Source organism: Facivitalis istanbulensis (assembly GCF_040560405.1).
GTDB lineage: Bacteria > Pseudomonadota > Alphaproteobacteria > Sphingomonadales > Sphingomonadaceae > Sphingomonas > Sphingomonas istanbulensis.
The window spans coordinates 56,454-70,488 of record NZ_JAVSCQ010000002.1 but is presented as its reverse complement, the minus strand read 5'-3'; the positions used below and the strand labels follow the sequence as shown (position 1 = coordinate 70,488).

General features: G+C 66.2%; 9 protein-coding genes. 3 read left to right on the top strand and 6 right to left on the bottom strand.

All coding sequences use genetic code 11. The features are described from left to right. Positions 1–72: 72 nt before the first annotated feature. From RN629_RS01790 to RN629_RS01775, 4 genes are all read right to left on the bottom strand, one after another. A complete protein-coding gene (locus RN629_RS01790; protein ID WP_407033550.1) occupies positions 73–3,219 on the bottom strand; it encodes an autotransporter outer membrane beta-barrel domain-containing protein in 3,147 nt (1,048 codons plus the stop codon). Positions 3,220–3,343: 124 nt separating this feature from the next. After that, positions 3,344–4,285, bottom strand: a complete 942-nt coding sequence (locus tag RN629_RS01785; RefSeq protein WP_407033549.1) for a glycerophosphodiester phosphodiesterase family protein — start codon at positions 4,283–4,285, stop codon at positions 3,344–3,346. A gap of 100 nt (positions 4,286–4,385) precedes the next feature. Beyond that, positions 4,386–6,908: a TonB-dependent receptor gene (locus tag RN629_RS01780; RefSeq protein WP_407033548.1), complete on the bottom strand. Its 2,523-nt coding sequence runs from the start codon at positions 6,906–6,908 to the stop codon at positions 4,386–4,388. Between the two features lie 76 nt (positions 6,909–6,984). After that, the gene (locus RN629_RS01775; RefSeq protein ID WP_407033547.1) at positions 6,985–8,091 is read right to left on the bottom strand and encodes an ROK family protein; all 1,107 of its coding nucleotides are present in this window, start codon (positions 8,089–8,091) and stop codon (positions 6,985–6,987) included. Between the two features lie 95 nt (positions 8,092–8,186). Here RN629_RS01775 and RN629_RS01770 point away from each other — a divergent pair, with 95 nt between their 5' ends. Both RN629_RS01770 and RN629_RS01765 read left to right on the top strand, forming a co-directional pair. Then, the gene (locus RN629_RS01770; protein WP_407033546.1) at positions 8,187–9,482 is read left to right on the top strand and encodes an MFS transporter; all 1,296 of its coding nucleotides are present in this window, start codon (positions 8,187–8,189) and stop codon (positions 9,480–9,482) included. Between the two features lie 150 nt (positions 9,483–9,632). Beyond that, positions 9,633–10,649, top strand: a complete 1,017-nt coding sequence (locus RN629_RS01765; RefSeq protein WP_407033545.1) for an LLM class flavin-dependent oxidoreductase — start codon at positions 9,633–9,635, stop codon at positions 10,647–10,649. A 48-nt stretch (positions 10,650–10,697) separates the two neighbouring features. On the opposite strand, the gene RN629_RS01760 is transcribed toward RN629_RS01765, so the two are convergent. After that, a complete protein-coding gene (locus RN629_RS01760; protein ID WP_407033544.1) occupies positions 10,698–11,384 on the bottom strand; it encodes a superoxide dismutase in 687 nt (228 codons plus the stop codon). A 52-nt stretch (positions 11,385–11,436) separates the two neighbouring features. After that, a complete protein-coding gene (locus RN629_RS01755) occupies positions 11,437–12,672 on the bottom strand; it encodes a GTP-binding protein (RefSeq protein ID WP_407033543.1) in 1,236 nt (411 codons plus the stop codon). A gap of 103 nt (positions 12,673–12,775) precedes the next feature. Here RN629_RS01755 and RN629_RS01750 point away from each other — a divergent pair, with 103 nt between their 5' ends. Then, positions 12,776–13,918 (top strand): CobW family GTP-binding protein, encoded by a 1,143-nt coding sequence (locus RN629_RS01750; RefSeq protein WP_407033542.1) that lies wholly within the window; start codon positions 12,776–12,778, stop codon positions 13,916–13,918. The last annotated feature ends 117 nt before the right edge of the window (positions 13,919–14,035 follow it).

The following is a 14,035-nucleotide window of genomic DNA, read 5'->3' as shown; positions in this document are numbered from 1 at the left end:
CCCCACCCAGAGACGGGGTGGGGCTCCAGGAACCCGCATGCGCTACAGGGGGGAAGCATGCGGGCTTCGCCTTCAGAAGGCGAACTGAAGGGCCGCGCGCGCCGATAGCGCGACATTGCCCAAACGCTGTTCGGCGCTCGCTTCGCCGCTCAACCGGATTTCGCTGGTGCCGGTGATCGCGCGCACCCGGCCGATCCAGCCACCGCCGCGCGTCTCGGGATCGAGCGTGAAAGCGGTGCCGCTGCCGAAGCTGGCCACGGTCCGGCCGATCTGCCCGGCGACACGCTCGCGCCGTCCCGCCTCGACCTCGATCCGGCTCCACTGCGCATAGCGATTGTCGCCGCCGAAATTGATGCCCGCCGCCACGCTGGCGGTCATCGCCAGTTCGTCGCTGTGGCGCTTGCGCACGGTCAGGTCATAGCCGGTGCCGCCGCCCGTCTCGCTATAGCTGTCCTCGTTCAGACGGTAATATTCGACCGCCAGGATCGGGCGCAGATTGAATTGCCCGGCCCAATGCTCATAGGACACCGAGCCAGAGCCGGAATAGAGCATGCCCTTCCAGTCGCCGGTCGCGCGGCGCTGCACCGCTTCCGATCCGACCGCGCCCTCGAACTGACGGACCGAATCGAACGACAGGAAGGCGGCCGAGACTCGGCCCTGCGCCGCCAGCGCACCCCAGCGCGCGCGCCAGAAACCGGCCAGTTCATATTGGCTGTGGTCGACGCGGTTGGTGCCGACGCCTTCATTGTCGCGCCCGCTCATATAGGCGAGCGAGGCCCCGAAATTGCCCGCATCGGTCTTGCGCTCGATCCCGCCGCTGATGCCCCAGCCGCGCACGTCATAGCTGGTCGTGCTGCGCGTCTTCTTCGACGCATCCCAGCCGAGCGGCGAGAGCCAATAGCCCCACTTTCCTTCTTCGCTGAACTCGCCCGCCGGTTCGCGCAATTGGGCCGCCGCCGCGCGCGAGGCCAGGGTCACGCCCTCGAAGAGCCCGCCCGCATAATTGGGCAGCATCTGCGCCACCGCGCCGCGGAACGCCGCGCCATCATAAATGCCGCGGATCGCGGCGGCGAGCTTGGCATCGGTGCCGATCGCGGTGTCGATCGCGTCGAATGCGCCGACACCGGCCCGGTTAAGGCCCAGCTCGCCATTGGCCTTGCGACTGACCTCGACCGCGATCTCGTTGGGCTGCGCCGTCACGATCGCGCCCTTATAGAGGAACGGGATGGCCGAGACGGCGAGCGACAGGTTGTTCGCCCCCGTCAGCGTGCCCGAGCGCAACACGACATAGCGGCCCGTCACGTCATTCGCACCGGTGACGCGCAACGCCAACTGGCTGTTCGCACCGATCGTCGTCGCGCCGCCGACCTGGATCAGGTTTCCGGTCGGGTTCGCCTTGTCCAGCGCGACGCTGAGGATCGACTGGTCGCCCAGCGCCAGCGACCCGATATTGGTCACGCCATTGGCCGCGAAGGTGCCGCCGCCATTGGCGACCGTCACCGCGACATGGCCCGCATTGGCCAGGCGTCCGGCAAAAATGCCCTTGTCGGTGATCGACAGGACATCCTGCCCCTGCCCCGCAAAGTCGGCCACGCCGTCGAACCGCGCGGTCCCGCCGATCACCAGCGTGTCGGCGCCGGTGCCGAAGCTCGCCGTGCCCGCATAGATGCCGGTGCCGCTCATCTCCAGCCGGTTGGCGCCGCCACCAAAGCCGACATCGCCCGAGATCGTGCCTGCGGCGATCTCCAGCCGGTCATTGCCTCCGCCGAAGCGGATCGCCCCGGTGATCGTCGGCGCAGCGGCACCGCTCGCCGGCGCGAGCTGGCGCACGACCGCGCCCGTGCCGTTGGCCGACAGATCGATCGCGACGCTGCGCGAGGAATCGCCGCCCGCTCCCGCGATCGCGCCGCTATTCTCGATCAGGGTCAGCGTACCGCTGCGGTCCAGAATGGCGGTCGCGGCCGAGCTGCTGGCCCCGGCGCGGATCGCGCCGCTGTTGCGGATCGTCGGCAGCGACGCGCCGCTATCGATCAGTATCGCGGTGGACACGGCATTGGTCGTGCCGCCGCCGGTCGCACCGACCGTCCCGCTGACCTGCAGCAGCGGCGTCGATGCGCCTGCGCCGAGACGGATCGCCGTCGCCTCGGCCCCATTGGCGGTCGCCTGAACCGTGCCGCCGACCGCGATGCCCTGCGCGATCGAGACATTGCCGCCCAGCCCACCGATCGCCAGCGCGGTGGCCTTCACCCCGCTATAGACGCCCACGCCCGAGATGCGGCCGTTGATGACCAGTCCCGATGCCGGGGTCGCCCCGCTGGTCGCCCCGATCGTCACCGCCCGGTCCGCCGCGCCAACCTGCATCGCCGGGGCCGCACCATTGGAAATGATATCGGCGGCCTTGCCCGTCGTGTTGGCGAGCGTGATGCCGCCCGCGACATTGCCGCCGACGATCAGCGCCGAGCCGCCCTGCAACAGATCGTCGGGATCGAGCTTCGACACATCGGCGGGCGGCGTCGTATAGCGATAGCCGGTCGATCCGATCCCACCCTCGATGGTCAGCGTACCGCCGATGTCACCATCGATCCGCGCGCCCACCGCGCGTTCGCCCACCGCGACGATCGTCCCGCCCAGCGTCACATTGCCCGACACCGCATCCGTCCGCACGCCGACCGACCGATCGCCCAGAATGTTGATCTTGCCCGACTGGACGAGATTGCCGGTCAGCGGCCCGTTCAGATAGATGCCCGCGGAATCATTCCCCTTGACCGTGATCTCGCCGCTGTTGGTGATGGCCCCGGCAAAGGCGCCGGCCGTGCGGATGCCGGTACGCCGTGCGCCCTGCGCAAAGGGGCCGTCCAGGTCGCCGTCCTTGTCGGTATCGACCGGGGTATAGCTTTCGTCGAGGATGATCTTGCCAGTGTTGGTGATCTCGCCCGTCACCCCGGCCGCCGCCGCGACGCCGATCGAGTCGTTGGCGTCGGTGATCTGGATCGTTCCCGCATTGGCCAGCTTGTTGTTGCTGTCCAGCGTGACGGCCGTGCCGCCACTCGTCACGACGCTCCCCGCTGTCGTGATGGCGATGTCGTCCGGCGCGCCGTTCTTGACGGTCGCGCTACGGACGGGGGCCGTCCGCTTGGTATCGATCGAGGTCTGGGCCGAAACGGCCGTCGCGCTCGCCAGCGCGAGCGTGGCGGTTGAAGCAAAAAGCAGGCGATGCACGAAGAACTCCCCTTATATGGCTTTTGTCCTGTCAGACGGAGCCGTCGCGGAGAGTCCTTGGTCAAAGCGAAAAAAAGATCGTGCTGTGCTGCGGATTGCCGGAGAGGAGGAGAACAGGACGCGATTACCGGACCGAAGCCTTCGCCAATGTCGCGCGATAGCGGACAAAGGCTTCGGTTTCGTCGGTCTGGAACAGGCGAACACCCCGCTTCGCCATCGCGCCCCAGACGCCGCCCGGATCGCGCAGCGCATCGACATCGCCACCCGCCCCGATCACAAAACCGCCCCACAAGGTGTTGACCCACAACGGCACCTTGAGCGCCTCCGCGCGGGCGGCGATCCCCGGCAGCGCACGCGCGGGGATATAGGGCAGTTCGACCGCGATCGGCTTGACCCGGCCGGACATCTGCCGGGCGATGATCTCGGGGATATCGCTGCCGTCCGCATCCGCACTCGTCGGGATGACCATGAAGGGGACGCGGCGATAGGGTGCCAGGCCGGCCAAAGGCGGCGAGGCGATCCCGGCAAAGGTCTTGACGATCACCCGGTCCTGCGCGCCGGCCTCGCACACGGCATCGACCACCTCGGCATAGATCGAGTCCTTGACGTCGAGGTTCAGGACGATCCGGTCCTTGGCCAGCGCCAGCAACTCATCCAGCGTCAGTATCCTTTCGTCGGTCAGTGCGGCGCTGGCCCCGCCCTCATCGTCGCGCAGGTGCAGCGCCTTGAGCCCGGCAAGCGTCAGGTCGGCAACCTTCCCCTTGCCTTCGGTCGTGCGGTCGACACGATCGTCATGCATGATAACCAGATGACCGTCCCGACTGCGGCGGACATCGGTTTCCATGATGTCGATGCCCAGTTCGGTGCAACGCATCAGCGCGGCCCGCGAATTCTCCGGCACAGTGCCCCACCCGTGATGCGGCGCCGCCTCATGACAGCCGCGATGCGATGCGACGATCAGCCCGCCCCGTGGATCGCGAATGCGCCGAATGACATCCGAGGGAGAGGCCTGTGCCACCGAACAGGCGAAACAGGCAAGAGCGAGGCTGAACAGCGGACGGATCATAGCGGGCTTTCGAGGTGGATCGACAGGGATGGGGTGGAACGGCGCACGACCGATCCGCCCCCTGGGGGAGAGAAGCGGAAGGCGTGGCGTCAGGCGTGCGTCACCATTTGCGGCTGACGATCAGGCGGATGTTGCGACCGAAGAGCGGACGGCCGAAAATCGCGGTCGGCGTCCCCTGTCCGAAGCGATCGCCCGCCGTATTGCCTTCGGTGAAGCCATGCGCGTTGGTGATGTTGTCGCCGACCAGCTGGAACTGCCAGTCGCCCGTCGTCACCATGCCGCCCAGCCCGAACGCCCCATAAGCGGGCAGCGCGGTGGTATTGAAGAAGTCGGTGTAGCGGCGGCTGACATAATCATAGCGGCCATAGATGCTGACGTCCGCTCCACCGACCTCGAAATCCATGGTCGGGCGGATGTTCAGGAACAACTTGGGCTCGCGCACGATCTGCTTGCCGTTCGCGCGGCTGCCATCCAACCCGGTATTGCTGCTGAAGTTCAGATAGCGCGGGTTCTGGAAGGTCACTGAGCCCGCCAGCGAGAAGGGACCGGTCAGGGACAGGCGGCCATCGGCCTCCATCCCCTTGGTCTCGGCGGTACCGATGAAATTGGTCGTGACGTCAGCACGGCCGGTGGCGGGATTGAACCCGGCAAAGCTGGCGTTGAGCGGGTCGAACCTGGTGTAGAAGCCGGTGACGTACAGATAGGAGCGACCATAGGCGAATTTCACGCCCGCTTCGTACAGCTTGGCTTTGGTCGGGATGATCGCGGGAGTTGGATAGGTGAAGGCGACCGTCGTGTTCATCGGCACCTGCAACTGTGACGCGCGGGCATAGACGCCGACATGGCCGTTGGCGTCGTAATTGGCCCCCAACGTCCAGTTGGTCGCCTGCTGCCTCAGCCTGAGCGTGCCGATCCCGCCGGTAAAGCCGCGCGTATTGTTGTCGGCGAGCGTTGTGGCATCGCCCAGATTATATGATCCTGTCAGGCGACCATAGCCGCTATAGCTGTACCATTCGTGGCGGAACCCAGCATCGATACGCAGCCGATCGGTCACGTCCCAGCTGTCGGTACCGTAGAGCGCGATCAACCGTCCGTCGACATTGCCCGCATTGAGCGACACCGCATCGTTGAGCGACCCATTATCGGTCACATAGCCCTGCACCGCGCCATTCGCCGAATAGGCGGCGAGATCGAGCAGCCTGGGCTGCGACTTCACCTGGATCAGATAATTCTGATAGGCGGTGAACATCTTCTGGCCCCAGAGCGAACCATAGGTGCCCAGACGGATGTCATGCGTACCGATGCCGGTATCGAACTTGCGCGTGACCGAAAGGTCGCCCTGCGACGAATAGAAGTCGGTCTGGATCGAACGATACTGCGCCTGCATCACCAGCCCGGAATCGGCGGACGGAGCATAGGGCGTCTGCCCACCGGTCCCGGCGAAGCTATAGCCCATATGGGTGACACCCGGCCCGAACGCGGTCGTCGCGGTGCCCAGATAGCCATTGGCGAAATTGGTCGCGTCGACCGGATTGGACGTCGAGTAGAAGGCGTCGAAATGCACCTTGCCCATCGTCAGCCCGCCCTTGGCCGAGACATGCAAGTCGCCATGATCGCCTTCATAATCCAGCGCGACATTGCCGAACTGGATGTGGCGGCCATTGGCCAGGTCACCGCGCTGATTCTGGATCACGCCCGAGGCATCGCGATAGCGGATATTGACGTTGCGCAGCGCGGGCGTGTTCAGCGTGCCGTTGAAATAGTCGATGTAGCGGTTCAGGCTGACCGAGGGATCGCGCGGATCGTTGGTCGGGATCGACAGATAGAAGACATTGCGGTCGTCGGTATATTGGCCCGACAGCTTGATGAAGCCGTTGGCCAGGTCGTGCTTGATGTTCGCGCGGATCTGGCCGCCCCGATCGCTGGGGAAGCCGGAGTCGCGATAGCCGTCATGCTGGCGCAAAAAGCCGCCGATCGCATAATAGGTATCGCTCGACAGCGGCCCCGCCTGATAGGCGTCGAGCCGGTAATAGCCGGTATCGCCCAGCGTCGCCTGCGCCTTGCCACGCGTCGTCGGGGTGCCCGTGACGGTGATGACATTGGCGATCGCCGCCGCCGTGCTGGCATAGATCGGCGCGGGGCCGCCACGCACCACCTCGATCCGGTCGGTCATCAGGTCGAACCGGTTCATGCCGTCGCCCTGGTTGAAGAACCAGCCGTCCAGTTCCTGGAACAGCGGCAGTCCGTCCTGCTGATAATAGAGGAAGCCGCGATCCGTCGGGATACCGCGCACGCGGGTGATGTTCTGCACCTCGCCACCGGTCGCCTCTGCATGGATGCCGGGCAGCGTGCCGACCAGATCGGTCATGTTCTTGGGCGCCAGCTTCTGGATATCCGCCTGCGACAGGGCATTGACGGCATAGGACACGTCGAAGCGACGCTGTTGACGCGCCGATCCGGTGACGATCACATCGCCATGCGCCTCGCCCTCCTTGGCCTCTCCGGTCGACGTCGCGGTGCCGTGCATGTCCTGCGTCGGTGCGGTCTGCGTCTGGCCCAATGCGGGCGCGCTCGCCCCGATCACCAGTCCCCATGCCGCGCCGGTCAACCAATAGCTTTTCATATGCCCCCCAGAGGTTTGAATGGAGGGCGCTTTGGTGGGACTGCGTGACAGTTTTATTTGCTTACATGAAAATAAATCAGCCGCCGGTTGCGGTGACGGCGTGGATGGGGATCATCGCCGCGCCGATCACCACCGCCTTGCTGCCGATCGCGGTGGCATGAATGCGCGGCAACGGTGCCCGATACTTGCTGTCGCGGTTACGGCCCGCCGTCTCCAGCCCCTCGGCGATGCGGCGCAGGATGGGCAATGGCAGCGCACCGGAAATAACGATCGCCCCAGGATCGAGCCAGACGATGCCGCTGAGAATCGCCAGCTCGAGCTGCCCGACGACCCGCTCGATCCACGCCGCGATCAGCGGCGCGCGCGTCTCCAGCAAGCCCTCGATCCCGGCCAGCGAGTCAATCGCCTCCCCCGCCTCCCGCAATATGCGGAGGAGATCGATCCCGGAGGGGCGGTCGAGATGTCCCGGAAAGAGTCGCCCGACCTCACCCGAATTGCCATGTTCGCCCAGGAACAGATCCCGCTCGGCGATCAGCCCGCCGCCGATGCCATGGCCGAGAAACAGCGTCAGGATGGAACGATAGCGGCCGATAATCCCTTCCTGATAGAATTCGGCGAGCCCGGCCGCGCTCGCATCATTCTCGATCCAGACCGGCATTCCCAGCGCATCGGAGAGGAAATCGCCCAGCGGAATGTCACTCCATCCGGACAGCCAGTCGACGACCGCGCGCCGCCCCGTCTCGCCCGGTAGAGCATAGCCGGGGACCGCGACACCCAGCCCCAGGAAACGGCCGCGCATGAAGCCATGCCGCGCCGCCAGCGCCTGTAGCCGCGTCTCCACCGCGTGGGCGAAGGCGCGCGGATCCGGACTGTCGAAGGGGGTGATGTCATGCACCAGCGGCCGCCCGCGGAAATCGACCAGCACCAGTTCCAGCCATCCCGGTTGCGCCGTCGCCCCGATCGCCCAGCCACCGCGCGCCGACACGGCCAGCGGCACGGTGGGGCGTCCACGCACACTATTGTCGCTGTTTGCCCCCTCCTCGATCAGATCCAGCGCGAGCAGCGACTGGGTCATGCGGGTCATCGTCGCGCCGTTCGTCCCCATCAACTGGCCCAGCCGCGACCGTGAGGCCTGTCCTTCGATCCGCAATTGCATCAACAGGCGACGTTGGGGTTCGGACAAAAGGATTTGCGGACGACGAGCGAAGGGCATGACACGCCACGCTATAATTTCACCATGTCAAATAAATGAAAAGCCCGGCTGATAGGGCCGCGACGATGCTGCTATCGCTCCAGGCCGGACCGCGCGCCGACGCCGCACCCTCCTTCATCACCAAATTGGGCTATAGCGCGGGCAACTGGGGCAAGAGCGTCGTCTGGACCAGCTTCGAGAGCTTCATGCTCTTTTACCTGGTGTCGATCGCGGACCTGTCCCCCTTGGTCGCGGGCGGCCTGCTCGCGGCGGCGATGGCTTGGGATGCCATCGTCGATGTCGGTATCGCCTGGTGGGCGGACCGCCATGGCCGTGCGCATGTACTCGGACGGCTGATCCTGTTCGGTGCGCCGCTATGCGGGCTCGGCTTCTGGGCGATCTTCGCGTTGCAAGCGCCGCTCGCGGTCGGGTTGGCCATCGTCCTGTGCCGGATCGGCTATTCGCTGTGCGATATCGGTCATAATACGTTGCTGGTCCGGGTCGCGCGGACGGAGGCGGATGCCTCGACCGTGTCGGGGCTGCGCCTGATCTTCAGCGCATTGGGTGCGGGGCTGGTCGCCTCCATGTCCGGCTGGAGCCTGGCGATCGGCGACCGGGCGGGACAGCATAGCGCCTTTGCCACGGGGGCGCTGGTCGGCGGGCTGCTCTATATCGGCACCCTCTTCGGATCGGTCGCGGTCACCCGCCATCTGCCCCCCGTGCGCACCGATGGCGGGGGTCCGCGCCCCGGCCGCTTTGCCGCGCTGTGGCGGCACCGGACCTATCGCCGGGTGTTGACGCTCGCCTTCATCCAGGCGGGCATGGTGCCGCTGTTCATCCGCGCCTTGCCGTTTTTCGGACAGATGGTGCACGGACAGGCGAGTTGGGCGGGCCCCGCCCTGGTCACGATCACCCTTGCCCAATCGCTCTCGCTGCCCGGCTGGATCGCACTGTCCCGCTGGCGCGGGCCGCCCGTGCTGGGCGCGATCGCGCATGGCGTGCTGATCGCCGCGATCATCGGGCTGGGGATCCGATCCGACGGCGTTGCGGGATCGCTGATGCTGGTTCTGCTGGGATGTGCGCAGGCGGGAATGAACATGGCGCTGTGGGCGCTGCTCACCATGGCGATACGCGGATCGATCCAGGGCGGATCCGCTGCGGAAGCCTTGCCCGTGGGCCTGTTCCTGGCGGCGTTGAAGGGCGCGGCGGGCGCGGCGCATTTCGGCTTCACCCTGATCGTCGCCGCCACCGGGCCGCAATGCGGCGGATGCGCCGATGGCACCGGAACCCTGTTACCGATGAGCGCGATCCTCGTCCCCGCGCTGGGATCGATCCTGTGCATCGCGCTGCTCGTCCGCTGGCCGTCCCGGGCGGACGCATGAGGAAGACCTGTCCCGCATACCCGTCCCTCGCCAGAGTAGCACGGATGACTGGCATGATCTGCCCGAGCCCCGCCCGGGAAAGCCAGCGTTTCGCAATCTGTCCCCCCGCCACCGATGCGGAATGACCCGGCACACGCTATCTTGGCATCCATGAAGAAGATCGGTTTCCTGTCGTTCGGCCATTGGTCGCCCTCGCCGCAATCCGCCACGCGCTCGGCGCAGGACGTGCTGCTCCAGTCGATCGACCTCGCGGTCGCGGCGGAAGAGCTGGGTGCGGACGGCGCCTATTTCCGCGTGCATCATTTCGCGCAGCAACTCGCCTCCCCCTTCCCGCTGCTCGCCGCCGTCGCCGCGCGCACCTCTCGCATCGAGATCGGCACCGGCGTGATCGACATGCGCTATGAAAATCCCTTCTACATGGTCGAGGATGCGGGCTCGGCGGACCTTATCAGCGAAGGGCGGTTGCAGCTCGGGATCAGTCGCGGCTCGCCCGAGCAGGTGATCGAAGGGTGGCGGCATTTCGGCTATGGCCCGGCAGAGGGCGAAACCGACGCCGATCTCGGCCGCCGCCATGCCGAGGTTTTCCTGCACCTGCTCAAGGGACAGGGTTTCGCGCGCCCCAATCCGAACCCGATGTTTCCCAACCCGCCCGGCCTGTTGCGACTGGAGCCGCATTCCGATGGGTTGCGGGATCGCATCTGGTGGGGATCGGCCTCCAACGCGACCGCTATATGGGCGGCACAAAAGGGCATGAACCTGCAAAGCTCGACCCTGAAGGCCGATGAGAGCGGCGAGCCCTTCCATGTGCAGCAGGCTCGGCAGATCCGCGCCTATCGCGACGCCTGGACCGCGGCGGGCCATGCGCGCACGCCGCGCGTGTCGGTGTCCCGTTCGATCTTCGCGCTGACCACCGACCAGGATCGCGCCTATTTCGGACGCGATGACAGCAGCGACCAGGTCGGCGTCATCGACAATATGCGCGCGGTCTTCGGGCGATCCTATGCGGCGGAACCGGAGCGGCTGATCGAGCAGTTGCGGGCGGACGAAGCGATCGCCGAGGCCGATACGCTGTTGCTCACCGTGCCGAACCAGCTTGGGGTCGCCTATAACGCGCATGTGATCGAGACCATCCTGCGCCATGTCGCGCCCGCGCTGGGCTGGCGCTGACCCGAAGCGATGTCGCCCCGGCTCCGGCCGGGGCGCGGGATACGGCGATCATCGGCCAGCCGCGGCGAAGCGCCGGGAGACCATGTTCCAGTCCACGACCCGCCACCAGGCGTCGAGATATTCGGCCCGTCGATTGCGGTGCTGCAGATAATAGGCATGTTCCCACAGGTCGTTGGCGAGGATCGGCGTGCCGCGCACCTCGGCCACGTCCATCAGGGGATTGTCCTGGTTGGGCGTCGTAGTGATGGCCAGCCTGCCATCGGGCCGGACGATCAGCCACGCCCAGCCCGATCCGAACCGCCCGGTCCCCGCGGCGCGGAACGCGGCCTTCATCCCGTCCATCGATCCGAAGGCCGCGCCGATCGCTCGCGCCAGTGCGGGCGACGGCCCGCCCCCGGCGCCGGGGCGGGCCATAGTCTTCCAGAAAAAGCCGTGATTCCAGTGGCCACCCGCATTGTTCCGCACCGCCACCAGCTCGCGTCCGGCCTGAGCGACAAGCTGGTCGAGCGAACGCCCCGCCAGTGACGGATCGGCGGCCACCGCCTTGTTCAGCGCGTCGACATAGGCCTGATGGTGCTTGTCGTGGTGCAGCGTCATCGTCTCGGCATCGATAACCGGCTCCAGCGCTTCCGCCGGATAGGGCAGAGGCGCCAGCACGAACGGCGCGGCCGGCGCGTGATCCTGTGCGGCGACGGGCGTGGCGAGAAGGGCGAGACAGGCAAACCAGTGGTGCATCGTCATATCCTGTGGGCAAGAGGTTGGCCGGGCCGCGCCGGGCAGGTGCCGCTCATTCGGCGGATTCGAACAGCGCTTCGCCCCAGACGGGAAACGGGTCGCGCAGGTCGCGCCACAGCGCGGGGGTGAAGGCGCTGGTCTCCACCAGGCAGGCATCGAGTTCGCGGCGGATGCGCGCTTCATCCATACCGATGCCGATAAAGACCAGTTCCTGGCGGCGGTCGCCCCAGATCGGGTCCCAATGCCCGGCGACGAATTCCTCGAACCGGCCGTCATCGGGCCAATGCTGCCTGGGCACCGCGGCCCACCAGCGCCCCATGCGCGAGGTCATCGTCTGGCTGCCCGCCACGGCCAGTTCGCCCACCCAGTCGGGGCGCGACGCCAGCCAGAAATGCCCCTTGGCCCGCACCACATGGTCCAGCCCGCCATTGGTCAGAAAGCGATGGAGTTTCGCCGGATCGAACGGGCGGCGGGCGCGGTAGACGAAGCTTTCGATGCCATATTCCTCCGTCTCCGGCTGATGATGGGCATAGCCATAGAGTTCCTTGGCCCAGAGCGGATGGCGCGCCGCCTTCTCTTCGTCGAACAATCCCGTGGCCAGCACCAGGTCCAGATCGACCCGGCCATGATCCGCCGCCACGATCACCGCATCGGCATTCAGGCTGGCGACCAGCTTCCTGACGATGGCGCGTTGCTCCGGCGACACCGACGACGCCTTGTTGACGATGACGACATCGGCGAACTCGATCTGTTCGACCAGCAGGCCGACCAGGCTGCGCGTATCCTCCTCGCCCAGGCTCTCGCCGCGATCGGCCAGGAAATCCTGGCTGGAATAATCCGCCAGCAGGTTGATCGCATCCACGACGGTCACCATCGTGTCGAGCCGCGCGACATCGCCCAGCGACACCCCGTCCTCGTCGCGAGAGGAAAAGGTGGTCGCGACCGGCAGCGGCTCGGAAATCCCGGTGCTCTCGATCACCAGATAGTCGAACCGCCCCGCCTCGGCCAGCGTCCGCACCTCCGCCAGCAGGTCGTCGCGCAACGTGCAGCAGATGCAGCCATTGGTCATCTCGACCAGCGCCTCTTCCGACCGCGACAGCGCCGCTTCGCCGCCGCGCACCAGATCGGCGTCGATGTTCACCTCGGACATGTCGTTGACGATCACCGCCACACGCCGTCCCTCGCGATTGGCGAGGATATGGTTGAGCAGGGTCGTCTTGCCGCTGCCCAGAAAGCCCGACAGGACAGTGACCGGCAAGCGGGGATCGGAAGCAGGAAGCATTGCCATCCTCATCATCAATGAGTTACGTTACATCATTACATAACAGGAGATATTCGTTGCTGTCCAGTTTCCGGTCGCGCGCCGTCGCTCGCCTGTTGGGGGCCATGGCATGAGCGGCGGTCCCGCCTCCCCCGCCGCGCCTGTCCCCGTTTCGATCCTGACCGGCTTTCTGGGCAGCGGCAAGACGACCCTGCTCAACCATCTGGTCCGCGCGCCCGGCATGACGCGGGCCCTGGTCATCATCAATGAGTTCGGCGCGGTCGGCCTGGACCACGACCTGATCGCGCGGTCGAACGAGGATATGGTGGTGGAGATGATGGGCGGGTGCCTGTGCTGCACCATTCGCGGTGATCTGGCCCGGACGCTGCGCGACGCACCCTGGCGGTTCGCGCGCGACGGTCAATGCTGGTTCGATCGCGTGGTGATCGAAACCACCGGGCTCGCCGATCCCGCCCCGATTCTCCACACCCTGATGGCTGATCCGCAATTGGCCGCGCTCTACCGTCTGGATGCCGTAATCGCGACGGTGGACGCGGCGACCGGCATGGCGACGCTCGACATGCAGGAGGAAGCGGTGAAGCAGGCGGCGGTGGCCGACCGGCTGCTGTTGACCAAGACCGACCTCGTCGATGACGGGGTCGCGACGGCCATCCGGGCGCGCCTCACCGCGATCAACCCCGGTGCGTCGATCCTGTCGGTAACCAATGGCGCGGTGAACCCCGATCTGCTGTTCGATGTCGGCCTGTGGGATCCGGCGAGCAAGAATGACGAGGTGCGCCGCTGGCTGGCCGAGGAAGCCTATCACGACGGTCATGGCGACGATGCTCACCACCATCATCACGACCATGGCCATCATCATCACCACGATGTGAACCGGCATGACGACGGCATCCGTGCCACCTGCCTGACCTTCGACACGCCGCTCGACGCGCAGGCCTTTGATCGATGGCTGGGGGTGCTGACCATGTTCAAGGGGCAGGACCTGCTGCGCGTAAAGGGTATCGTGAACCTGGCCGACCATCCGCGACCCGTCATCGTCCACGGCGTGCAGCACATCTTCCACCCGCCGGTCGAACTGGACGACTGGCCGTCGAGCGATCGGCGCACGCGGATGGTGTTCATCACGCGCGGCATCGATCCCGAGGAACTGCGCGGCACGCTGGCGCTGATGACACTGGGACTCAGCGAGGTCGGGCTTCAGGGCCTGATCGAAAGCGTCGCAGCCGAGGACGCCTTGAAGGAGCGCCCATGACGGCGCGCGCCACCGATCTCGAACGACGACAGCCTTTGCGAATAATGGTTGGGCAGAAAGCATCCGACCGCCCGAAGCGATGGCAGCTTCAAAAGGAATGCGCCGCCCATTAGCATC